The organism is Bifidobacterium sp. ESL0822, from assembly GCF_052606675.1.
This window is the reverse complement of record NZ_CP199596.1, coordinates 1,188,777-1,212,983: the sequence shown is the minus strand read 5'-3', so window position 1 is coordinate 1,212,983 and position 24,207 is coordinate 1,188,777. Positions and strand designations below refer to the sequence as shown.

Genomic DNA, 24,207 nt, shown 5'->3' with positions numbered 1-24,207 from the left:
CTGACCGTCCAAGGGGAAATGCCGAGCCCGCAGACCCGGTCCGACGGCATGTGTGCAAGAATGGAATCATGGCGAAACCTAGGGTGCTGGTGCTTCAGCATGTGGATTGGGAGAAGCCGGGTCGCATTCTCGACAATCTTCAGGAGTGCGGGCTGGACACCGAGATCACCAATATCGTGGATGAGAAGAAGCCCGAGTTGCCGCGCTCACGTGAATTGGCGGGGCTGGTCATCATGGGCGGGCCCATGTCGGCTGACGATTATGCGCATCACCCCGGACTCAAGGTGGAGACCAAGCTGGCCAAGGCGGCGATGGCTGCCAACAAGCCCATTCTGGGGATCTGCCTGGGTCATCAGATTCTGGCGCAGGCCCTGGGAGGCACCCTGATGAAGGACCAGGATCCCGAATATGGCATGGGGCCCATCCGCTGGGTGGGGCAGGACGACGACGTGGCCATGTGGAGCAAGAACACGGATGTGCTGCACTGGCATGCCGACCAGGTCACCCTGCCGCCGGGGGCCAAGCTACTGGCCCGCTCCCAGGCAACCAAGGTTCAGGCTTTTCGGCTTGGGTCAGCCCTGGGTCTGCAGTTCCACCTAGAGGTGACGGCGCCCATCTTCGAGGAGTGGATGCATGTGCCGAGCATGGTCGGCACGATGAAGAAGTCCAAAATCGCTAAAATGCGCGACGAATTTATCAAAGGGATGCCGCAGATGCAACCTCTGGCCGACGCAATCTTCTCCGCCTTTGCAGCCCGGTGCTCGACCCAGGCCGCTCAGCTGGCTACCGCCTGAGACTACTCCAGCTCCTCCCCGATGGTCAGCCACTCCTCCTCCAGCTGGTCCGACTGCCCGGTCAGATCCTTGAGCTTGCTGTTTAGCTCGTTGAGACCCTGATAGTCGCCGGGGTCGTGCTCAGCCATCTGCCGTTCAAGTTCCTTGCGCTGATCGGACAGCTTGGCCAGCTTGCGTTCGATGGCGGAGGCCTGCTTGCTCAGATTCCGTCTGGCAACTCGTTCGGCCTTGGCCTGATTGGGATCCCCAGCCTCCTTGGCTGATGTCCCGGCTGGTGCATCCGCAGCCTCCCGGTCGGCAGACTCGACCATATCCAGGTAGTCCTGGACACCGCCGGGCAGATGAACCACCTTGCCGTTGATCAGCGCGAACTGCTGGTCGGTCACCCTCTCCAACAGGTAGCGATCGTGGGAGACCACGATCAGTGTGCCGGGCCATGAGTCCAGCATGTCCTCCATGACGGCCAGCATGTCAGTATCCAGGTCGTTGCCTGGCTCGTCCATGATCAACACGTTCGGCTCGTCCAGCAGGATAAGCAAGAGCTGCATGCGGCGCTTCTGTCCGCCAGACAGGTCGCTGATCCTGGTCATCAGCTGGGAGCTTTCAAAGCCCAGGCGCTCCATCAACTGGCTCGGGGACACCTCCTTGCCCTCCACCAGATAGGTGGGCTTGTAACGGCTGAGGACCTCCTTGATTCTATAGCGGCCAAGTTTCTCCAGTTCATCCAGCCGCTGGGTCAGCACCGCAAAGCGGACCGTCTTGCCGACCTTGACGTGTCCTGCCGTGGGAGCCACACTGCCGTCGATCAGACCGAGCAGGGTGGACTTGCCCGCTCCGTTGGCGCCTACGATGCCGAATCGGTCGCCGGGGCCGATCAGCCAGGTCACGTCGTCCAGGACCTTGTGCCCGCTGATGGTGAGGGTGCCGGCTGCCGCAGTGCCCGGACGGTCCTTGCCGTCCTCACCTGCCTTGTCGGGATCAGCGGCCACGGTCACTGATCCCATCAGAGGGCGTTCGGCATGAGGGGAGGGGACCCGGTCGTTCTCGTTCCCATCGACATCGGAGTCGGCCCCTGGATAGATCTTGGTCACGTCGACCAGGTCCACCACCTGTTTGCCCAGGCGGGAGGTGGCCATTCGCTTGAGTTCCAGGCTGTTGCGCATGGGTGGCACGTCGGCGATCAGCTCCTGCGCGGCCTTGACATGGAACTTCTGCTTGGTCGAGCGGGCCCGGGCGCCTCGGGTCAGCCAGGCCAGTTCCTTGCGGGCCAGGTTCCGGCGCTTGGTCTCGGCCAGATCCGCCTGGCGCTCGCGCTCGACGCGCTGGAGCATGTAGGCGCTGTAGCCGCCTTCGAAGGGGTCGATGGTTCCGTCATGCACCTCCCACATGGAGGTGCAGACCTCGTCCAGGAACCAGCGGTCGTGGGTGACCAGCAGGAGTGCTCCGGAATTCTTGGCCCAGCGGTTCTTCAGGTGCTCGGCCAGCCAGTGGATGGTGAGCAGGTCCAGATGGTTGGTCGGCTCATCCAGGGCCAGGATGTCCCAATCCCGGAGCAGCAGCCGTGCCAGATCCACCCTGCGGCGCTGACCGCCTGACAGGGTGCCCACCGTGGCCTCCAGTTCCATGCCGCCCAGAAGGGACTCGACGATCTCGCGGGATCTGGGGTCGGCAGCCCATTCATAGTCTTGTCGATTCTCCAAGGCCGCCTTGCGGACCGTGTCTTCGTCCTTCAGGGGATCGCGCTGGTCCAGCATGCCGAAGGTGAGTCCATTGCGCATGGTCACCCGGCCCTGATCCGGTTCCTGGGTGCCTTTCAGCAGGTGCAGCAGGGTGGACTTGCCGTCGCCGTTTCGGCCCACGATGCCGATCCGATCACCCTCGAAGATGCCCTGAGTCACATCCGTAAAGACGGTTTTGGTGGCGAATGACAGAGCGACGTGTTCCAGACCGAGATCATAGATGGGCATGATTCCCCAATCTACCGCCAGCCTTGGATGGAATGAGCTGTGGGCTTTTCAGGGGGGGGGGAAGTTATTGGTCCTGGGCGTTCTCCTGGTCACGCTGATGAATTCTGTCCAGGTAACCGGTGTTGTCCGCATCGGTGATAGGCCGTAGAACAGTGCATGGGTTGCCGACTGCAACTACCTGATCAGGTATGTCATGGGTGACGACAGACCCTGCCCCGATGACGGCTCCACGGCCAATCCGCACGCCGCCTAGGACGACCACGTGACCTCCCAGCCAGGCACCCTGACAGATTTCGATGGGTCGGGCCTGGCAGGCGCCAGCCTTCCGTTCCTCATAGTCCAAGGCATGGTTGGTGCAAAAGAGTCCCGCGCCGGGGCCTATCCACACGTTCCTACCTATGGTGATCGGAGCGTTGTCCAGCATGACGGCTCCGTAATTGATCAGAGTCTGGCTGCCGATTCGTATGTTGCAGCCGACCTCGCATCTGAAGTCCGGGTTGATGACGACATCCTGCCCCACCTGGCCGAGCAGGTTTTCCAGAATCCGTCGGCGTTCCTGCTTCTGCCCGGGGCCGGTCCTGTTGTATGCCAGAAAGAGGTTTTCCGCCCGTTCCCTTTGGCGATCGATGTCGGGATGGGTGTCCTGGTAGACCTGACCGGATACCATCCGTTCCCATTCGGCCCGGCCGGCCCGGCTCATTCCCGCCGTTTCATCGTCAGTCACGCGCACCACCTTCCAGGATTACAGGACCAATCAGCGGCCGGTGATCTGGGAGCCCAGCACCTTCTCGCTTAGGGCCCGGGGTCCCCGGGTTACGGCTACAGCGCCCGAACGGACCAGCTCAATGATGCCGAAGGGTCGCAGCAGCCGCAAAAGGGCTTCCAATTTGCCCTCGGCCCCGGTGGCCTCGATGGTCAGGGACTCGGGGTGGACGTCGACCACTCGTACGCGGAAGAGCTTGACAATCTCCAACACGTCGGAACGGTTGCGCTCGTTGGCTTTGACCTTGATCATGACCAGTTCGCGTTCCACGGCCTCATCGCCTTTGAGCTCGACGATCTTGAGCACATGCAGGAGCTTGTTGAGCTGCTTGATGATCTGCTCCAGGGGGACGGCCTCCACGTCTGCTGTGACCGTGATCCGGGAGATGTCGTCCCGTTCAGTGGACGAGACTGACAGTGAGTTGATGTTGAAAGCGCGCCGGGCGAACAGGCCGGCCACCCTGGCCAGGACGCCGGGGCGGTTTTCGACCAGGACGGAAAGGGTGTGCCGTTCGGAACCGGGCTTGGATGCTGGATAATTGGCCATGTGGTGCCCCTTTCCTACTTGTTTATACGACCAGCGGCGTCGCTGGCCATGGCTGCTCGATCGGCTCCGGTCTGCTCATGCGGCTCGGTCTGCTCCTGCTCCGGACGGATGCCGGCCAGAGGTTGCACGCCAGGCTTATAGATGATGGTGTCATTGGAGGCGCCTGCCGGGACCATGGGCCATACCATGGCATCCTTCCAGACGCGGAAGTCGATCAGAACCGGTCGATCAGTCACTGCGTTGGCCTTATCGATGGCCTCCAGGGCTTGCTCCTGGGTAAAGGCCCGCAGTCCCAGGCAGCCATAGGCCTCGGCGAGCTTGACGAAGTCGGGGATGCCGTTGCCGTCTGTGGGCTTTGCGCCGCCGTCCTCCAGGTTGGTCTGGGAGTAGTGGCTGCCGTAGAAGAGGGTCTGCCACTGACGGACCATGCCGTAGACCGAGTTGTTGAGTATGGCGATGCGAATGGGCAGCCCCGTCTGCCCGGCCGTGGCCAGCTCCTCGGAGGTCATCTGGAAGGAGCCATCCCCGTCGATCAGCCAGACGGGCCGTGGATCTTCCTGTTCCCTGGTGCCGATTGCCGTGCCGATGGCGGCGGGCAGACCATAGCCCATGGTCCCCAATCCGCAGGAGGAGACCCAGGAGCGGGTGCGTTCGAAGTCGATGAACTGGCTGGCCCACATCTGGTGCTGGCCTACGCCCGATACCCAGATGGTATTCGGATCGGCCTTGTTGCTCAGGGTCTGAACCACCCACTGGGGGGCCAGGGTGCCGTCCGGGCTGGGCTCAAAGGTGGTGGGGTAGTCGTGCCGCCATCCGTCGATCAGCCGCCACCAAGGTTTGAGATCGGGCTTGCCCCAGGTGCGTTGGGCCGCTTTGAGTGCCGGGATCAGATCGTCCAGTACCTGGCCCACATCCCCGACGATGGGTACATCCGCCTGCCGGTTCTTGCCGATCTCGGCCGGGTCTATGTCTATATGAATGACCCTGGCCACCGGGGCGAAGTCCTCCAGGCTGCCGGTCACCCGGTCGTCGAAGCGTGTGCCCACAGCCACCAGCAGATCAGAGTGCTGGATAGCTCCATTGGCGGCCACCGTGCCGTGCATTCCGGGCATTCCCAGAACTGCTGGGTCGGAGTCGGGCACGATGCCTCGCGCGGGCAGGGTGGTGACCATGGGGGCACCCGTAGCTCGAACGAGCTCCTGGACCTGCCGACGGGCGTCTGACCGGACTGCGCCGCCACCCACATAGAGGACAGGTCTGTGTGACTGGACCAGGAGTCGGGCGGCATCGTCCAGGACGTGCCCATGGGCCCGCGTCACCGGGTTATAGCCGGGCAGGATCATCTCCTGGGGCCAGGAGTAGAGCATTTTGCCATTCTGAGCCGTCTTGCTCAGATCCACTACTACCGGGCCGGGCCTTCCCGAGCGGGCGATGTGGTAGGCCTCGGTCATGACCCGGGGGATGTCCTGGGCCTTGGTCACCAGATAGGAGTGCTTGGCCACCGGGTAGGTGATGCCCACGATGTCAGCCTCCTGGAAGGCGTCGGTGCCGATGGAGTCCACGCCCACCTGGCCGGTCACCACCACCAGGGGAACCGAGTCCATCATGGCGTCGGCTATGGGGGTGACCATATTGGTGGCTCCGGGTCCAGAAGTCACCAGGCAGACTCCCACCTTGCCTGTGGAGACGGCGTAGCCCTCGGCGGCGTGTCCGGCGGCCTGTTCGTGGCGAACCAAGGTGAAGTTAAAGCGCGCCTTTTCGTCAATGGCATCGTAGGTAGGCAGAATGGCCCCTCCTGGAACGCCGAATACCTGGGTGACCCCCAGATCCTCCAGGGACCGAATCAGCGCTTGGGCTCCCGTCATGGGCTCGCCCTGGGCGGGGACATCCTTGTCGTCATGGTCCCAGTTCTTGGGTACCGAGCTGAACGCTTGCAGAGGTGTCGGCAGACTCATGTTTCCTCTCGACCTCCAGACTGCGCGCCGACCTGCGGCCGTGCATGTCGAAATACGAACCTGTCGGAGCGTCGGCGGGGTGGGCGGACGAATCCCGATCAGGAGGAGGCACCTTTGCTGCTCGTGACGGCGTGCCTCCGGGTTATGCCCATAGTCTAAACAGGGGTCTGGTCGGGGTGTGGCGGCAGTACCGTATGCCGGAATTCCGGCTGGAGACTCATGATGATTGCTCGGTGCGAAGGGTCTTAAGCAGATCCTGGTCGTCCAGCCGCTTCCACCCCTGGGCGGCCGCAGCCAGCTGGGCCTTCCGCTTGCTGCTGGCCCGGCCCTTGCCGATCACGGTCCCGCCGTCTTCCAATCGCAGCTCGGCTGTGAAGACCTGGGCGTATTCCGGCCCGGAGACCGCCATGGTGTACCGGGGCTCACCCAAACCCAACTTGTGGGCCTTGACGGTAATCGAGGTCTTCCAATCCAGTGCTGGTCCCTCGGTGGCCACCTCGGCCAGGGTGTCGTCAAGAAGGGTGTGGACTGTGGTCCTGGCCCCCTCGATGCCGTGCTCCACGAAGACCGACCCGATCAGTGATTCGACGGTGTCGCAGAGTATGGAGTCCTTGTCGGCTCCGCCGTTCTCGCTCTCTCCCCGGCCCAGAAGAATATATTGCCCCAGGTGCAGCTTCTCCCGGGCGATGGTCGACAGGGCCTCCTCGGAGACCGCCTTGGCCCGCATTTTGGCCAGCTGGCCCTCGGTCATGTCCGGATGAACCTTGTATAGGGTCTCGGTGGCCACCAGCTCCAGAACCGCATCGCCCAGGAACTCCAGCCGTTCGTTGTTGGGCATGCCTGGGTGCTCATGGGCGAAGGAGCGATGGGTCAGTGCGTGTACCAACAGCCCCGGGCTGATTCTGCCGCCCAGGGCCTGGAAGAGCTCCTCAGCCGCCTGGTTGTCGGGATCTACCTGCTCCTGTTCCTCCTGCTGCATATGGTCTTCCTGATCCTTCCTGGAGTGCCCTGCCTGCATGGCCATTCTCGCTTCCTTGGCCTTTTCATCTGATGATATGGAAAAACCCCTGCCACCCGTCGATGGCCGGGGTTCTTTCATTGTGTACTGATCGCCGATCGGCTCACTTGCTGAACTGCGAGCGAATGGCGTCGCGGTAGACTCGCCCGCGGTACATGCCGCAGCTGGGGCATGCCATATGCGGCAGCGCGGGAGCTCCGCAGTTGGGGCAGGTAACCGTAGCGGCGGCCTGGGTCTTCCAGTTGGCGCGCCGGGAATGGGTGTTGGCGCGCGAGGTCTTGTACTTTGGCAGTGCCATATTGTCCTCTGTTTCGATCGAATACTTCGAGCTTAAGCGTAGAGCAGTTTACCGCAACCTCCGGTCATTCGCCAGTCTGGCCGTCGTTGCCGGGGTTCTCCTCCTGCTCCAGACGCTGCTTGAGTCCCTCCAGGGCCGCCCACCGGTCGTCCATTATCTCGTGGTGGTGATCGGGATGGTCGTTCAGATCCATGCCGCACTGGGGGCATAGGCCCCGGCAGTCGGGTCGGCACAGGGGCTGCAGGGGGAGGGCCTCAACAAGTGTGTCACGCAGCAGGGCCTCCAGATCCATGAAGGCGCCGCCGCTGACCAGAGGATAAGTCTGGCCGCTGCCCTCCTCCTGTTCCGCCAGGATCTCCTCCTTGCCATGGGTCGGCTCCGGTTCGGGATCCTTGTAGGGGAAGAAGGCCACCGGATCGTCCTGGATGATGGTATTGACGGGCCTCAGGCAGCGGGTGCATTCGGTTTTCAGGGGTACGCTGATGTGGGCCTGCAATAAGAGTCCATCCACCAGGGAGTCGATGTCGCCCTCCACATGCACGGATGTTCCTGCCGGGATGCCCACCACCTGGTCGCCGATGCCCTCCGGGGCTGGAAAATCACGGTCCACCCGGGTGCTCTGCCCTGCCCGCGTCGACACCTGGGCCACTGAAACCCCCCAGGGGGAATCTTCCGGTCTGCTCATCCCTGTGTGTCCTTTCCCTGGTCTGAGACTGACGCGTTCATGCTACGCGCCGCCTCCTGCTCACGCTGGTGGAGAACCTCCAGGCCGGCGCGGACATCCTGACTCATCTTGCCCAGCTGGGTGTCAAGCTCGCCCATGACCTGGGCGGCATATCCATCGGCCCCTTGGACGAGACGGTCCGCCTGGGACTGGGCTGTGTCGATGATGGTCTGGGCCTTCTGTCGGGCTATGGCTACTACATTCTCCTGGCCGGCCAGGAAGCGTGCCTGCTCGCCGGCCTCCTTCACGATATCTGCGGCCCGACTCTGGGCGTCGGATATGGTGGCGTTGGCCTGGGTCTGAGCCGTATTCAGCCGACGTTCCGCCTCCCTCATGAGCGCCGAGGCCCGCTCCAGCTGCACTGGCAGCATTTTCTTGAGCTCGTTGAGGTCGTCGGCCAGCTCGTCTCGGTCCACCTTGACCAGTCCCGGACTGAAAATGGGGGCCTTGGCCTCATCCAGCATGGCCTGGATCCGATCGATGATGTCATAGACGGTGGTGAATTCCGATCGAGGATTCCCGTTCTCGCTTCTATCCTCCTGCAGGTCGGGCAGGTCCTTCATGTCGACTGCGGACCTGGGAGCGCTCGCTTTGGTCGAGTCGTCGATAGGCTCGCCATCGTCCCTTTCCTGGGTCTGCTCGTTCATCATTGGCTCTTTTCCGTGTGCGGTGTGTCCCTGTGCAGTGTGCCCATCAGTGCGTCCACGACGCTGTTGGGGACCATGCCGGTGATGTCCCCTCCGTGTCTGGCCACGTCCTTGACGATGGTGCTGGAGATGTGCTCCCTCACCGGATCGGCTGGCAGGAAGAGTGTTTCCACCCCGGACAGCTTGCGATTGACCAGGGCCATGCCCAGCTCGGCCTCATAATCCCCGTTCTGCCGCAGCCCCTTGACGATGACCGAGGCGCCCACCTTACTGCAGTAGTCGGTGATCAGGCCATCTGTGGAGGCTACGGTGATGTTCGGGTATCCGTCCTCGTCCAGGGCTTGGCGGATCATGGCCACCCGCTTCTGTTCGCTGAACATGGGGGTCTTGGCGGCGTTGACGGCCACAACCACGTGGACCGTCTCGAAGAAGCAGGCGCAACGTTCGATCACATCCATGTGGCCGGAGGTGACCGGATCGTATGAGCCAGGGCATACAGCGATAGTCATGATTCTCAGCGTAGCGCGTCATAGGGAGCGAACGTGTAGCTCGCCGCCGTACCATGGTGTCATGACTGCAAGCAAGAGCATTCGCATGGAGGATCCGGAGCGGGAGCAGAACCCCGACCAGGGCACTGGCACGGCCGTGCTGGACCGCCCGGACACCGAGACCGCCGAGAAAACCCGGCTGAACGATCAGGGCGATGCCGACCGGTTCGCCCACTACGTCTCCCGTGAGCGCATCGCCGAGTCCAAGCTGACCGGCCGACCGGTCGTGGCCCTCTGCGGCAAGGTCTGGGTGCCCAAGCATGACCCCTCCCAGTATCCGGTCTGCCCGGACTGCAAGCGCATCTACGAGCAGATGACCGGCGGCAGCCACTGAGCGCTACTGAACGGTCCAGGCTGCTTCAGGACTGCTTGTCCAAGGCGATTCGGTCGATCATCTCCAGTTCTTCCTGGCTGAAATCGGCCGACTGGACGGCTTGGAGATTGTCCAGGATCTGCTCGGGCTTGGAGGCGCCGATGAGCACCGAGGTGACAGTAGGATCCCTGAGCAGCCAGGCCAGTGCCATCTCTGCCAGACTCTGGCCGCGTTGGTGGGCCAGGTCGTTCAGAGCCTGGATCTGCTTCAGCCGCTGTGGGGTCAGGGCGGACTCCTTGAGGAAGCGACCGTCGGCACGAATCCGACTGTCCTCGGGAATCCCGTGCAGGTAGCGATCGGTCAGCAGCCCCTGGGCCAGCGGGCTGAAGGTGATCAGTCCCTTTCTTTCTTTCATCACTGCCTGTTTGAGACCGTTGTCCTCGATGGTTCTGTCGAAGATGGAATAGCGGTTCTGGTTGATGACGAAGGGGACGTGCATCTCGGTCAGGATGGCCGAGGCCCGTGCCATGGTCGGCCCGTCATAGTTGGACAGTCCCAGGTAGAGGGCCTTGCCGCTGGTGACCGCCTGTGCCATGGCGCCCATGGTCTCTTCAAGAGGCGTGTCCGGGTCGGGGCGGTGGTGGTAGAAGATGTCCACATAGTCAAGTCCCAGCCGTTTCAGGCTCTGGTCCAGTCCGGACAGCAGATGCTTGCGTGAGCCGAGGTTTCCGTAAGGGCCAGGCCACATTTCATATCCGGCCTTGGTGGAGATGACCAGCTCCTGGCGGTGGTGGCTGAAGCACCGCCGCAGGATGATCCCCATGTTGCGCTCGGCGGCGCCCGGTTCAGGGCCGTAGTTGTCGGCCAGGTCAAAGTGGGTTATGCCGTGGTCGAAGGCCGTCGTGCATAGCTCCTGCATACGATCCAGGGGCGTGGTGTCACCGAAGTTGTGCCAGCAGCCCAGGCAGATGGGTGGCAGTTTCAGGCCGCTGTCGCCGCAGGGCCGGTAGGTCGTGGAATCGTACCGGCTCGGGTCGGGCTGGTAGGTTTCGCCTTTCGCGCTCATCAGATGCTCCTGACCAGGGTAGGCAGGACCGGCTCGCCCTTCATCAGGCTCAGGGCGTTGATGGGCATCTCCTCAAGGGCCTTGGCCCGATGCTCCCGGGCATCAAGGACCGCCTGCCCACCCTGGAACTCTGGCCTGCTTTGGCCATGGTCCACATAGGTGACCAGCAGATCCCGCCAGCCCTCCTCAGGCGTATAGGCTGCCAGAGCCTGTTCGGCTCCAGAGACGACGTGCTCGGCATCAGCCACCCCGTTGTGGTAGGAGCGGTAGGCCAACTTGCGTCCCGGCACCGAGGCCTTGCCCACCGACTTTTTGGCCACAGCCTGCATGACCCCGTCGGAGTTCTCGCGCTCGGTCAGCTTGTAGACCATGGCGCAGGTGGGGGCTCCCGAACCGGTGACCAGCATGGTGCCCACCCCATAGGAGTCCACCGGGGCATCCTGCAGGGAGGCGATGGCGTACTCGTCCAGATCATTGGTGACGGTGATGGTGGCCTTGGTGGCTCCCAGGGAGTCCAGCTGGGCGCGGACCTGCTGTGCCAGCGAGCCCAGGTCTCCGGAGTCGATGCGAACCCCGCCCAGCTCCGGTCCGGCCACCTCGACTGCTGTCCTGACGGCCTCCTCGATGGAGTAGGTGTCGGTCAGCAGGGTGGTCCCCTTGCCCAGTGCCTGAATCTGACCTTGGAAAGCCTCGCGTTCATTGTCATGCAGGAGGGTGAATGAGTGGGCTGCGGTTCCGATGGCCTTGAAGCCGTATCGCTTGGCCGCCAGCAGGTTCGAGGTCCCCTGGAATCCGCCGACTATGGCCGCTCTGGCCGCTGCCACGGCCGCATATTCGTTGGCTCGGCGCGCGCCCATGTCCATGCAGGGCCGGCCCTTGGCTGCGGTGACCATTCGGGAGGCGGCCGAGGCCACAGCCGAGTCGTAGTTGAGTATGGACAGGATCAGGGTCTCCAGCAGTGTGCACTCGCCGAAACTGCCTTCGACCTGCAGAATGGGGGAGTCGGGGAAGAATATCTCGCCCTCCCCGTAGCCGCGGATGGTTCCGGTGAAGCGGAAGTGCTCCAGCCAGTCGATGGTGGTCTGGCTGACAATGTGACGGTCGGACAGAAAGCGCAGCTCGTCCTCGCTGGGGTGGAAATCCGCCAGCGCGTCCAGAATCCGTCCGGTGCCTGCTACAACTCCGTAGCGGCGCCCTGCCGGCAGGTGCCGGGTGTAGACCTCGAAGACGGATTGGCGTCCGGCCGTGCCGTCCTGCAGGGCGGCATCCAGCATGGTGTATTCATACATATCGGTCATCAGAGCCGTGGAGGTTCCGGTGTCCTTACTATTGTTTTCAGCGTTCATATCTTCCCCTTTGTGGGTGGAAAGGCCCTTGGTTGGCACCCAGTCTAATCCTCTGAGCACTTGGCTCGCCCTGCCCTCCCAAGGTCGGGCTAAGCTGGTCCGCATGAGATTCGTCGTGGGCATCTACCGATTGCTGATCGCCTTTTTCTGCCTGGGCGGCACCTACGAGGCCTGGCTGCTGGGAATCGGCAACAAGTGGGTCTATTTTACCTTCCAGACCAATATCGCCCTGGGTCTGGTCATGCTCTGGGCCGGAGCCGCCACCCTGCTCAAGGGCATTCAGCCTCCCGCCTGGCTCAAAGGCTGTCTGACGCTTTACATCGTCATCACCGGGCTGGTGGCCATCCTGGTTCTGGGGCTGAACAGCACTGACTACAAGCTGGTCCTGGGCATCAGGACCACATGGATGATTCACGTCATCAGCCCCATCCTGGCATCGGTGGACTTCCTCCTGTTCGACCCTCATCGTCGTTTCCGCTGGCACAACGTGCTGACCTGGCTGATCTATTTCCCCTTCTACGTAGCTTTCGTGCTGATCAGGGCCGCCATCTGGCCCCATTCGGGACCGGAGCCGGGCGGTAATCCCTACCCCTATGCCTTCTTGGACCTCGGACACCTGGGATGGGCCCAGCTGACGGTCAACCTGGCTGAGTACCTGGTCGTCTTCTTCGCCCTGTCACTGGTGATCTTCCTGATCGATCGCATCCTGCCGGCCAAGACACCGCTGACCATTGATCGGTAGACGGCTGACGGAATAATGGGGACCAGACCAGGGGAGCCTGGGCGGAACGGGAAAGGATCATCACTGATGGTTGCTATCAAGGACATGCTCCAGGAGGGTGCCGTGCTGCGGCCTGACGGCAGGGCGGCTGATGAGTTGCGGCCGGTCGTCATCACCAGGCATTGGACGGAGGCTCCCGAGGGATCGGTGCTGATCGAGTGCGGCAAGACCCGGGTCATGTGCACGGCCTCCTTCACGCCGACACTGCCTCGGTGGCGCAAGGACTCCGGGCTGGGCTGGGTCACGGCTGAGTACGCCATGCTTCCCAGGGCCACCAGTGACAGGACTGCACGTGAATCGGTCCGGGGAAAGGTCGGTGGCCGCACCCAGGAGATCAGTCGGCTGATAGGCCGTTGCCTGCGTGGTGTGGTGGATATGAAGGCCCTGGGTGAGAATCAGATTCAGCTTGACTGCGATGTGCTTCAGGCCGATGGTGGCACCCGTACAGCCTCGGTCACCGGTGCTTACGTTGCCATGGTCGATGCCCTCAGATGGGCCCAGGACCACCATCACATCCGTAGCGCCGACAAGGTGACCAAGGATTGCGTCTCGGCCGTCTCGGTGGGCATCATTGATGGCAAGCCCATGCTTGACCTTCCCTATCTGGAGGACAGCAGGGCCATGACCGATATGAACGTGTCCATGACCGGCTCCGGCGATTTCATAGAGATACAGGGAACGGCGGAGCATCGTCCCTTCAATCGTCAGGAGCTTGGCATCTTGCTGGACCTGGCAACCAAGGGGAACAAGGAGCTTCAGGCCGCTCAGCGCAAGGCTCTGGCATCCGACTGACGTCCGGAACAGGTATTTCAGCGAGGAGGACCGGTATGGGGCAGGCCAGAAAGGTGGTTGTGGCCACGCACAACGAGGGCAAACTAGGTGAGCTTCGTCGCATACTCGACGGTTTCCTGGCCGATGAGGGTCAGAGGATCGAGCTGGTTTCGGCGGGGCAACTGGGTCTGTCCGATCCGGTAGAGACGGGCACCACTTTTCAGGAGAATGCACTTCTCAAGGCTGGGCAGGCCGCTCGGGAGTCAGGTCTGCCCGCGCTGGCGGACGACTCGGGGCTGGTCGTTGATGTGATGGGCGCTGCCCCGGGAATCCTTTCGGCACGGTGGAGTGGCCGCCATGGCGACGACCAGGCCAACTTGGAGCTCTTGCTGAACCAGCTGAACGACATTCCCGACGACCACAGAGGAGGGCGGTTTGTCTGTGCTGCCGCCCTGGTAGTTCCGGATGTGCCGGGGTACGCCGTCCGGGGACGTCAAGTGACCAGGGTCGGCGAGATGCCTGGAAGCATCATCCGCCAGGCACGAGGGGACAATGGGTTCGGCTACGACCCGATCTTCGTGCCCCGTGATCAGCCTCGGCGTGCTAGCGACCGGCATCCGCTGACCTCGGCGGAAATGACCTCGGATGAAAAGAATGCCATTTCGCACAGGGGCAAGGCCTTGGCGTCCATCATGCCGATTCTCGTCAGCTGGGTGCTGGGCGACGGTCACATTAAAGGCTGATAAATCCTTATAGATTCCGTACGGCGAATGGTCGTGAAGCGTCGACAATTATGCTCTGAGCACCGGTTACACTTGAAGTATGCAAGGAAACGCGAAGGTGCGATTTTTTTATCTCTATGATACAGTCGGCGGTATTGGGGACAACTTAAAAACAGAGCTGATCTGTTCTAGCAGATGATTCCATCGGGATTTGGGGGTTTCGTATTGAAGCGATTGCAAGAACGGAACAATAAGGGATCGCTGCACGTGAACCGTTCGATCATCGCCGTTTTGGTAACCCTTCTGGCGACACTAGCCATGGTTGTTCCGCTTGGGCTGAGTGCTCTGTCGGCCAGCCAGGCCAATGCCGTTGATGGACAGGACGAGACGGCGAGCAGGAAGCCTCTGCTCTATAGAATGATGGCCTTCAACGACAGGATCGATACCTATCAGGATGAGCTGCGCATGGACTTCATCCTGCGCGTGAAACACAACGAGTTCAAGCCGGATTGTGTCGACCTTGGTAAGGCAGACACCGGTGGTAAGTCAAAGTGCAATTTATCTTTTGTATATCAGTATGTTGGTTCTGATAACCCTGCAGATTATCATCGTGTAAAGTATATAAACACTATAACTCCAGATGATTATCTTGAAAATAACAAAACTGGGTATGCATATGATGGAGCTACAGCGTGGGCTGATAATCATCTGCAGCGCTTTACTGTTCATAAGATAATCAATTCGGGTTTATACGACTACTTGACCATATCCATCGAAGGCGACATGAACATTGCGGATAAGTCTAAAGATCCCGCAAAGTTCGTGGCTGGTGGTCACCCTGAGCCCTTGAATGTCTTTGCTATCGTTGGTGATCAGAATACCATCCTGTCTTGCGGTAGTTCTTCGTGGGCATGGGGTACCGAAACCTGCTCAACTTTCGATCCAGCCTCCATGAGCAACTTGCAGGATAGATATTCAAATATCACCGCGAGTTTATCGAAGGATAAACAGATGAAAGTGTATATGGGTGACTGCTTGGGTAGCGGAGGAGACGACCTGCAATGCAGCGGCCCATATTCCTGGGTTGGGTGGGACAGCAACCCATATCTCTATCGAAACCATCAGGCTAATTGGGGTATGGTGACCGATTATGGTTTTCCGGCTTATAGCGATGGTACGGTTGGAAATATAAATGCCACAGCCCCGGGCACGGCCCCGGCACGGTCTTTCTTCGTGTATTGGATGAACTTGCGTGGTCCAGGCAACAAAACCAATGGCATATGTTCTGAGACCAGTTCCTATTACTATCAGTGGGTGGCTCTTAAGGACAGCCAGTGGGTGCCTGTTAAGGAACTGACTCCTGAGCCGGTCCTGGTGACAGGCCAGCAGCCGAGTCCCAACACTTTGACTACCACCTACGGACTGCAGGGCATGGTCAATACCAATGGCGCTTATAACGTTAATCCGACCGACCCAAAGTATGCGAATACCACCAATGTGCTTTTTGCGACTGATAAGGATGGCAATCCTATGCCTGCTCAGAAGGCTGATGGCGGGATTGATTTCAAGGAGGCCAAGGAGAAGCAGGGTCTTGACGGCTATTTCAAGCTGGTGACCTGGCCTGACACCAGGAATTCCGATGGCACGGAATGTACAGCCGTCAGCCCTGAGGTGTACAGCCCCAAGAGCGCTGGTCTTGTGGGGATTGACGATAACATGTCCGCCGCGCAAAAGGATACGAATCTCTCTGCGGGTTGGACGATTGATACTGCTTTTTATAAGTATAATGTGCCGCGTCCTGATGATCCGACGATCACGAAGATCGAGAATGATGCGGATGCCGGCTTGGATGCTTCTGGAAGCGTGTATACGACCAAGCTTGACCCGGTAATCAGCGGTGAGTGCACGCCTTCCAAGGATGACAAGCATCCTAATACGGTTGTCCTGTATGGAGAGGATCCCACCAATCCGATTGCGGATGGTCAGGGCACAAATGGCGATGACCTGGTGAAAAGCTCGGACACGTGGGGGTTCAGGCTGGGGGAAGCTGTTTGCGAGACCGACACTGGCAGCAAGCAGGGAGGGTCCTGGCGCATACAGGACACCAATAAGCAGTATCCGTCGCCGGATCCCGGCAATAAGTACAACAGCTACAGGCGCTATCACGCCTGGGTGGTTGAGTCCACGTCAGGGTTCGGCCTGACCTCCTACTTCTCGAATGTTGGCACGGCTTATTTCGTCTCGGGCGAGAACGTGCCGGATGCGGCCAAGTTCTCGGTGGCGGTGCCCCATACGGTCAACGGGAGCCTGCCGGCAGGCTCGGTGGTCACGTTCAAGGGTGAGGTGTCGCCTGTGTATACGGCCTGGTCGTCGGGGAAGCTGGGGATGACTGATTCCAAGATGGCCATTTCCATGAAGCAGAACACTGCCTCGGACTGGACCAGCTTGGTAACTACTCCGGCCAACACTTTCCAGAGGGATGCGGCGGTTGGCACCACGTCTTCCGTCACGGATTCCGCGACGGGTCTCACGCTGGGCCTGACCAAGACGGGGGCTTCCACCTGGTCCTGGACGCTGAACATACCTGCCGGCAGGTTCACCGGCTACAACGGCAGTGACGAGACGCAGACCTATACCTTCCAGGTTGAGATGGTCAACCCGATGAACATTCATTCGGATCCGGCTTCCATCGAGCGGAAGGTCGACATCACACCGACCACGCTGACCTTGGAGCGGTACGACGTCTTCCAGGTGGCGGGCAAAGCCTACAAGTATGTGGATGGGGATACGAAGGTTCCCGAGACCAAGGGGACCGTGGTGCATATAACCTGGCCCGGCAAGGGCAATAGCAGCACCGATGTCGTTGTGGGGGACCATGGCCTGTGGCAGGCGGTTCCTCCTGAGGGGATCAACCAGGGGGAGTTCTCTGCTCAGGTGCTCTCCGACGATGCCGAGGGTGCTGACGCGCAGGGCGGGTTCCAGGGCGGGAACCAGTCGGCTCCGGTGTCGCATGCGCTGGAGTTCCGTCCTTCCAATTCGGCTTTGCCTCTGACCGGCGGCTGGCCGCTTTCGGTGCTCAAGATCCTGCTGCTGATGGCATTGGGTCTGGTCGGCTTTGTGGCCTGTCTGAGGAACAGGCAGGAAAGCCGGCACTGAGCCTCGCGGCATAAGACAGGGCCCGCACTCATCTTTCCAATTCCATGAAGATGAGCGCGGGCCCTGTCTTCTTTATTGCTGTGTCGCTGCAGTTACGTCATTCGCGCCGGCTGCGTGCCCTCCGTAGAAGGCGACTTATTGCTTCTCGCCAACTGGTTGCTGGGCCTGTCGGGGTCAAGACCTTGGACAGCCGCAAAACACCCTATCTGAATCCCAGATTGTGCCTTCTATCTCTGTACTCTTTAAAGCCGTAATGAAAAAATGAAGACGCATTGTTGTGCTCTATGTGCAGTTGTCTTAATTGGGGATAAGTCAAAAGCGGGGTTGATCTGTTCTATCTGTTCTGGAGCATGATTTCATTGTGGTTTGGGGGGTATTGTATTGAGGCGTTTGCAAGAACAGAACAACAAGGGTTTCCAGCACGTAAGCCGTTCGATCATTGTCGTTCTGGTAACCCTTTTGGCGACGTTGGCTATGGTTGTTCCGCTTGGGCTGAGCGCGCTTTCGGCTGGTCAGGCCAATGCCATTGATGGGCAGGACGAGACGGCCAGCAGGAAGCCGCTGCTCTATAGGATGTTGGGATACAACAACAAGATTGATGCCTACCAGGATGAGCTGCGCATGGACTTCATCCTGCGGGTAAAACACAACGAGTTCGACCCTTCCTGCGCCAATAGCACCGGTGGTGCCGATACCAGGGGCAGTTGCAATCTGGCCTTTGCCTATCAGTACAAGGGCTCAGAATATCCAGCATATTATCGCAGGATAAAGTATCTGAACACCATAGCTTCAGCGTCATCCTCGGATCAGCCCTGGTCCGGAGCCTACAAATGGGCACAAAATCGAGATGAGTACTTCACTGTGCACACGATAATCAATTCCGGTTTATATGATTATCTGACCATTTCAATTGAGGGTGATCTGGCTCTTAAGAATTCTGCCGATGCGTCATATTATAAGCCTGGTGGGGCCAATGAGCCGGTGAATATCTACGCGGTTGTTGGACAGCAGAAAGGGGCACTATCCTGCCTTGTTCCTGGTAGTTCATGGAATTGGGTCGCAGGAATCAATGACTGTGCCACTTTTAACCCTGACACCATGATTAATGCGCCGGATAGGGTATCCAACATTACCTCAACTTTAACGGCCAACGGCAAGAACTTCACCCTGTATATGCAGACATGCCAGGGCACGGGTGCTGATCTTCAGTGCAGCGGCCCGTATTCCTGGGTTGGTTGGGACAGCAATCCGAATCTCTACGGAAACAATCAGGCCAACTGGGGCATGGTGACCGACTACGGTTTTCCTGATTACAATAGCCTTACTCTTGGGAAAATGCCGGGTTCTGATCCGGGCGTAGCTCCGCCCCGCTCTTTCTTCGCGTACTGGCTGAATGTGCGTGGCAGCACTATCTATAACCCTGATGGCATCTGTTCTGAGACCAATTCGTATTATTACCAGTGGGTGGCTCTGAAGGATAGCGAGTGGGTGCCTGTTGATGAGCTGACTCCCGAGCCGGTACTGGTGACAGGCCAGCAGCCGTCTCCCAATTCGTTGACTACCACGGTAGGCGCGGAAGTCCAAGCTAGTAGGTATTCGGCTTTCAACTTGCCCAAACAGCCGGATAATCCCAATGAGATGTTTGCCACTGACAAGAACGGCCAGCCTATGCCTGCCCAGAAGGCTGATGGCTCCATTAATTTCAAGGAGGCAAAGGCAAAGCAGGGTCTTGACGGCTATTTCAAGATGGTCACCTGGCCTGTCACCACGAACCGGGATGGCAGCGCTTGTACCGTCAGCCCTGAGGTGTACAACCCTGAGCGGAAAGGTCTTGTCGGAATACGTGACGGCATGAACAGCTCGGATATAGAACGAAACCTGTCTGCTGGTTGGACGATTAACAGTGCTTTTTACAAGTATGATGTGCCTCGCCCTAAGGATCCGACAATCACCAACATCCAGAATGATGCAGATGGTAGCTTGGATGCTTCGGGGAGCGTGTATACATCGAAGCTTGATCCGGTGGTCAGTGGCGAGTGCACGCCTTCCAAGGATGCCGCGCATCCCAACAAGGTTGTTCTCTACGGGGAGGATCACGCCAATCCAATCAGTGACGAGCAGAGCCAGAACGGCGGGGACTTGGTGAAGACCGCGGACACGTGGGGGTTCAAGCTTGGTGAAGTTGAGTGCAAGGTCGATCCCAAGAGCAGGCAGGGAGGGTCCTGGCAGATACAGGACACCAACAAGCAATACCCATCGCCGGACCCAGGCAACAAGTATGACGGGTACAGGCGCTATCACGCCTGGGAGATCGAGTCCACGTCTGGTTTCGGCTTGACCTCGTTCTTCTCGAATATCGGCACGGCTTATTTCGTCTCGGGGGAGAACGTGCCGGATGCGAGCAAGTTCTCGGTGACGGTGCCTCATACGGTCAACGGGAGTCTGCCGGCGGGTTCGGCGGTCACGTTCAAGGGTGTGGCATCTCCTGTGTATACGGCCTGGTCGTCGGGGAAGCTGGGGATGACTGATTCGAAGATGGCTATTTCTATGAAGCAGAACACTGCCTCGGACTGGACCAGCCTGCTGACTACTCCGGCCAACACCTTCCAGAGGGATGCGGCGGTCAATACTCCGTCAGCTGTCACGGATTCCACGACGGGCCTCACGCTTAGCTTGACCAAGACGGCGGATTCCAATTGGTCGTGGTCGCTGAACATCCCTGCCGACAAATTCAGCGGTTACAACGGCGGCGATGAGACTCAGATGTATGACTTTCAGGTTGAGATGATCAACCCGATGAACATTGGTTCGGGCCCGGCGTCCATCGAGCGGAAGGTCGACATCACACCGACCACGCTGACCTTGGAGCGGTACGATGTCTTCCAAGTAGCGGGCAAGGCATACAAGTATGTAAACGGTGACACGAAGGTTCCAGAGACCAAGGGGACCGTGGTGCATGTGATCTGGCCTGACAATACTGGCACGGATGTGACTGTTGGTGATCAGGGCTTGTGGCAGGCGGTTCCTCCAGAGGGCGTCAATCAGGGGGAGTTCACTGCTCAGGTGCTTTCCGATGATGCCGAGGGTGCTGACCCCAAGGGCGGGTTCCAGGGCGGCAATCAGTCGGCTTCGGTGTCGCATGCGTTGGAGTTCCGTCCTTCCAACTCGGCTTTGCCGCTGACCGGCGGCTGGCCGCTTTCGGTGCTCAAGATCCTGCTGCTGATGGCATTGGGTCTGGTCGGCTTTGTGGCCTGTCTGAGGAACAGGCAGGAAAGCCGGCACTGACCCCCCCAGCATACGACAGGGCCCGTGCCCATCTGCAAGCAATTTGGCAGATGAAGACAGGCCCTGTTTTTCTTTCCTGTGCTGCTGCTGCCAAGGCAGTATTCGCCCCCAATCCGGAACGACCCGAAGAAGACAACATATTGCTTCTTACCAGCTGGGTGCTGGTCCTGCATGGTCGAGAACTTGAACCGCCGCAAAACACCCGATTTGAATCCCAGATTTTGCCCTTCATTTCTGTAGCCTTGAAAAGGCAAAGAACAATTTATATGCATTGTTGTGCTCTATGTGCAGTTGCCTTAATTGGGGGTAGGTCAAAAGCAGACTTGATTTGTTCTGGAGCATGATTTCATTGTGGTTTGGGGGTATTGTATTGAAGCGTTTGCAAGAACGGGGCGCTAAGGGTTCACAAGGTGTGAACCGTCCGATAATTGCCGTTCTGGTAACCCTTCTGGCGACGCTGGCCATGGTTGTTCCGTTGGGGCTGAGCGCACTTTCGGCCAATCAGGCCAACGCCATTGATGGGCAGGACGAAACGGCCAGCAGAAAGCCCAAACTCTATAGGATGTTGGGTTACAACAACAAGCTTGATTCCTATCAGGATGAGCTGCGCATGGACTTCATCCTGCGGGTAAAACACAACGAGTTTGACCCTTCTTGTGCCGACGCCACTTCTGGTGCCGATACCAAGGGCAATTGCAATCTGGCCTTTGTCTATCAGTACAAGGGGTCAGATGACACTTCCTTTTATCGCAGAATAAAGTATCTGAACACCATAGCCTCAGCATCATCCTCGGATCAGCCCTGGTCCGGAGCCTACAAGTGGGCGCAAAATAAAGATGAGTATTTCACCGTGCACACGATAATCAATTCTGGTTTATATGATTATCTGACCGTTTCCATTGAAGGTGATCTGGCTCTTAAGAATTCTGCCGATGCGTCATATTACCAACCTGGTGGGGCCAGCGAGCCGGTGAATATCTACGCGGTTGTTGGCAAACAGGACGACGCACTATCCTGCCTTCGTCCCGGTAGTCCATGGAGCTGGAGCACCGGAATCGATAATTGTCGCAATTTTAACCCTGACACCATGATCAATGCGCCGGACAGGGTATCCAACATTACCTCAGCCTTAACGGCCAACGGCAAAAACTTCACCCTGTATATGCAAGAATGCCTGGGCACGGGTGCTGATCTTCAGTGCAGCGGCCCGTATTCCTGGGTTGGTTGGAACAGCAACCCAAATCTCTATGGAGGCAATCAGGCCAACTGGGGCATGGTGACCGACTACGGTTTTCCTGACTACAAGAGCACTGCTACTGGGGCCATCGCCGGCACTGCTCCGGGCACAGCTCCGGCACGGTCGTTCTTCGTGTACTGGCTCAATGTGCGCGGCAGTACTAGAGCTAATCCCGATGGCATCTGTTCTGAGACCAATTCGTATTATTACCAGTGGGTGGCTCTGAAGGATAGCGAGTGGGTGCCAGTTGATGAGCTGACCCCTGAGCCGGTTCTGGTGACAGGCCAGCAGCCGTCTCCCAATACGGCGACTACCACGACCAGCAAGGCGGCCCAAGTCAGTAAGTATTCCGCCTTCAACTTGCCTAAACAGCCGGATAATCCCAATGAGATGTTTGCCACTGACAAGGATGGCAATCCCATGCCTGCCCAGAAGGCTGACGGCGGGATTGATTTCAAGGAGGCCAAGGCAAAGCAGGATCTTGATGGCTATTTCAAGATGGTCACCTGGCCTGTCACCACGAACCGGGATGGCAGCGCTTGCACCGTAAGTCCTGAAGTGTACAACCCTGATCAGAAGGGCCTCGTCGGAATACGTGACGGCATGAACAGCTCAGATATAGAACGAAATATTTCAGCGGGCTGGACGATCAACAGTGCCTTCTATAAGTATGATGTGCCTCGCCCCGATGATCCAACGATTACGAAGATCGAAAATGACGCCGACAGCGCTTTGGATGCTTCGGGCAGTGTGTATACGTCGAAGCTTGATCCGGTGGTCAGTGGCGAGTGCACGCCTTCCAAGGATCCTGCGCGCCCCAACAAGGTTGTTCTCTACGGGGAGGATCCTGCCAATCCGATTGCGGAGGGGCAGGGCGCGAATGGCGATGACCTGGTGAAAGCCGCGGACACGTGGGGGTTCTGGTTGGGTGAAGTTGAGTGCAAGGTCGATCCCAAGAGCAAGCAGGGGGGTTCCTGGCAGATACAGGACACCAACAAGCAATATCCGTCGCCGGACCCCGGCAACAAGTACAGCGGCTACAGGCGGTACCATGCCTGGGTGATTGAGTCTATCTCCGGATTCGGCCTGACCTCCTACTTCTCGAATATCGGCACGGCTTATTTCGTCTCGGGGGAGAACGTCCCGGATGCGAGCAAGTTCTCGGTGACGGTGCCCCATACGGTCAACGGGAGTCTGCCGGCGGACTCGGTCGTCGTGTTCAAGGGTGAAGCGTCTCCTGTATATACGGCCTGGTCCTCGGGAGCACTAGGGATGACGGATTCAAGGATGACTGTTTCGATGAAGCAGAAGACCGTCTCGGACTGGACGCCCTTGGCTACTACTCCGGCCAACACCTTCCTACGGGACGTAGCGGCCGGCACCGCGTCTTCCGTCAAAGATTCCGCGACGGGCCTCACGCTGGGCCTGACCAAGATAGCAGCTTCCACCTGGTCCTGGACGCTGAACATCCCTGCTGACAAATTCAGCAGTTACAACGGCAGTGACGAGACACAGATGTATGATTTCCGCGTTGAAATGGTCAATCCGGTGAACATCCGTTCGGCCCCGGCGTCCATCGAGCGGAAGGTCGACATGACGCCCACCACGCTGGTCCTGGAACGGTACGACGTCTTCCAGGTGGCAGGCAAAGCCTATAAGTATGTGGACGGGGACAGGAAGGTTCCCGAGACCAAAGGCACCCTGGTCCATATAACCTGGCCCGGCGGCAGCGGCACGGATGTCGTTGTGGGGGACGAAGGTTCGTGGCAGGCGACCCCGCCTGAGGGCATCAATCAGGGTGAGTTCTCTGCTCAGGTGCTTTCGGATGATGCCGAGGGTCCTGATGCGCAGGGCCGGTTCCAGGGCGGGAACCAGTCGGCCTCGGTGTCGCATGAGCTGGAGTTCCGTCCTTCCAACTCGGCTTTGCCTCTGACCGGTGGATGGCCGCTTTCGGTGCTCAAGATGATGCTGCTGATGGCGTTGGGCCTGGTCGGCTTCGTGGCCTGCCTGAGAAACAGGCAGGAAAGCCGGCACTGAGCCAGGACATAAGACAGGACCCCCACCCCACGAAGTTGAGAGGATGGGTGGAGTCCTGCCGTTGCCCAACCGACCTCATTACCCATGCAGACAGTCCTTAGTCAAGATGGTGGACGGCCGCGAAACGCCCTATCTGAATCCCAGATCACGCTTTCAGCCTCGGTACTCTTAAAGCATGTAAGGGGAAAGGAAGATGCCGTAAATGAGGATGTAGCACTTGTGCTCCAGGGGTT

Annotated in this window: 19 protein-coding genes; 8 read left to right on the top strand and 11 right to left on the bottom strand. The window is 59.3% G+C overall.

Annotated elements, in window-relative coordinates; all coding sequences use genetic code 11:
* Positions 1-68: 68 nt before the first annotated feature.
* Positions 69-794 (top strand): type 1 glutamine amidotransferase, encoded by a 726-nt coding sequence (locus ACUIAF_RS04745; RefSeq protein WP_445337905.1) that lies wholly within the window; start codon positions 69-71, stop codon positions 792-794.
* 2 nt (positions 795-796) lie between these two features.
* Here the strand turns inward: ACUIAF_RS04745 and ACUIAF_RS04740 are convergent, their stop codons facing one another.
* From ACUIAF_RS04740 to coaD, 9 genes are all read right to left on the bottom strand, one after another.
* Positions 797-2,761 (bottom strand): ATP-binding cassette domain-containing protein, encoded by a 1,965-nt coding sequence (locus ACUIAF_RS04740; protein WP_445337904.1) that lies wholly within the window; start codon positions 2,759-2,761, stop codon positions 797-799.
* Between the two features lie 64 nt (positions 2,762-2,825).
* Positions 2,826-3,485, bottom strand: coding sequence for a sugar O-acetyltransferase (locus ACUIAF_RS04735; protein ID WP_445337903.1), 660 nt, complete (start codon positions 3,483-3,485; stop codon positions 2,826-2,828).
* A gap of 30 nt (positions 3,486-3,515) precedes the next feature.
* On the bottom strand, positions 3,516-4,070 hold the full coding sequence (gene ilvN, locus ACUIAF_RS04730) for an acetolactate synthase small subunit (protein ID WP_015021375.1): 555 nt from the start codon (positions 4,068-4,070) through the stop codon (positions 3,516-3,518).
* Between the two features lie 14 nt (positions 4,071-4,084).
* A complete protein-coding gene (locus ACUIAF_RS04725; RefSeq protein ID WP_445337902.1) occupies positions 4,085-6,025 on the bottom strand; it encodes an acetolactate synthase large subunit in 1,941 nt (646 codons plus the stop codon).
* Between the two features lie 217 nt (positions 6,026-6,242).
* A complete protein-coding gene (gene rnc / locus ACUIAF_RS04720; RefSeq protein WP_033511234.1) occupies positions 6,243-7,004 on the bottom strand; it encodes a ribonuclease III in 762 nt (253 codons plus the stop codon).
* A gap of 142 nt (positions 7,005-7,146) precedes the next feature.
* Positions 7,147-7,341, bottom strand: a complete 195-nt coding sequence (gene rpmF / locus ACUIAF_RS04715) for a 50S ribosomal protein L32 (RefSeq protein ID WP_015021378.1) — start codon at positions 7,339-7,341, stop codon at positions 7,147-7,149.
* A gap of 64 nt (positions 7,342-7,405) precedes the next feature.
* A complete protein-coding gene (locus tag ACUIAF_RS04710) occupies positions 7,406-8,026 on the bottom strand; it encodes a YceD family protein (protein ID WP_198203663.1) in 621 nt (206 codons plus the stop codon).
* Positions 8,023-8,715 (bottom strand): cell division protein, encoded by a 693-nt coding sequence (locus tag ACUIAF_RS04705; protein ID WP_445337900.1) that lies wholly within the window; start codon positions 8,713-8,715, stop codon positions 8,023-8,025. Before ACUIAF_RS04705 ends, ACUIAF_RS04710 begins: the two co-directional genes overlap by 4 nt.
* Positions 8,712-9,221, bottom strand: a complete 510-nt coding sequence (gene coaD, locus ACUIAF_RS04700) for a pantetheine-phosphate adenylyltransferase (RefSeq protein ID WP_110416841.1) — start codon at positions 9,219-9,221, stop codon at positions 8,712-8,714. The genes ACUIAF_RS04705 and coaD overlap by 4 nt, the downstream gene beginning before the upstream one ends.
* A gap of 61 nt (positions 9,222-9,282) precedes the next feature.
* On the opposite strand from coaD, the gene ACUIAF_RS04695 reads away from it, so the two are divergent.
* Complete coding sequence (locus ACUIAF_RS04695; RefSeq protein WP_024627652.1) at positions 9,283-9,594, top strand: DUF3039 domain-containing protein; 312 nt, start codon at positions 9,283-9,285, stop codon at positions 9,592-9,594.
* Between the two features lie 25 nt (positions 9,595-9,619).
* Here the strand turns inward: ACUIAF_RS04695 and ACUIAF_RS04690 are convergent, their stop codons facing one another.
* Positions 9,620-10,639, bottom strand: coding sequence for an aldo/keto reductase (locus ACUIAF_RS04690; RefSeq protein ID WP_445337898.1), 1,020 nt, complete (start codon positions 10,637-10,639; stop codon positions 9,620-9,622).
* Positions 10,639-11,985, bottom strand: a complete 1,347-nt coding sequence (locus ACUIAF_RS04685) for a nicotinate phosphoribosyltransferase (RefSeq protein ID WP_445337896.1) — start codon at positions 11,983-11,985, stop codon at positions 10,639-10,641. The genes ACUIAF_RS04690 and ACUIAF_RS04685 overlap by 1 nt, the downstream gene beginning before the upstream one ends.
* A 103-nt stretch (positions 11,986-12,088) precedes the next feature.
* Here ACUIAF_RS04685 and ACUIAF_RS04680 point away from each other — a divergent pair, with 103 nt between their 5' ends.
* The 6 genes from ACUIAF_RS04680 to ACUIAF_RS04655 all read left to right on the top strand — a co-directional run bounded on the left by ACUIAF_RS04680 (position 12,089) and on the right by ACUIAF_RS04655 (position 23,974).
* Positions 12,089-12,727 (top strand): Pr6Pr family membrane protein, encoded by a 639-nt coding sequence (locus ACUIAF_RS04680; protein ID WP_445337894.1) that lies wholly within the window; start codon positions 12,089-12,091, stop codon positions 12,725-12,727.
* A gap of 66 nt (positions 12,728-12,793) precedes the next feature.
* Positions 12,794-13,558 carry a ribonuclease PH gene (rph, locus tag ACUIAF_RS04675; protein WP_015021386.1) on the top strand — a complete coding sequence of 255 codons (765 nt, stop codon included), beginning with the start codon at positions 12,794-12,796 and terminating at the stop codon, positions 13,556-13,558.
* Positions 13,559-13,593: 35 nt separating this feature from the next.
* A complete protein-coding gene (gene rdgB, locus ACUIAF_RS04670; protein ID WP_445337891.1) occupies positions 13,594-14,280 on the top strand; it encodes an RdgB/HAM1 family non-canonical purine NTP pyrophosphatase in 687 nt (228 codons plus the stop codon).
* 174 nt (positions 14,281-14,454) lie between these two features.
* Positions 14,455-17,415 (top strand): hypothetical protein, encoded by a 2,961-nt coding sequence (locus ACUIAF_RS04665; protein ID WP_445337890.1) that lies wholly within the window; start codon positions 14,455-14,457, stop codon positions 17,413-17,415.
* Between the two features lie 474 nt (positions 17,416-17,889).
* Entirely contained in the window at positions 17,890-20,700 is a 2,811-nt protein-coding gene (locus ACUIAF_RS04660; protein WP_445339161.1) for a hypothetical protein, read from the top strand.
* 340 nt (positions 20,701-21,040) lie between these two features.
* Entirely contained in the window at positions 21,041-23,974 is a 2,934-nt protein-coding gene (locus ACUIAF_RS04655) for a hypothetical protein (RefSeq protein ID WP_445337888.1), read from the top strand.
* Positions 23,975-24,207: the final 233 nt, after the last annotated feature.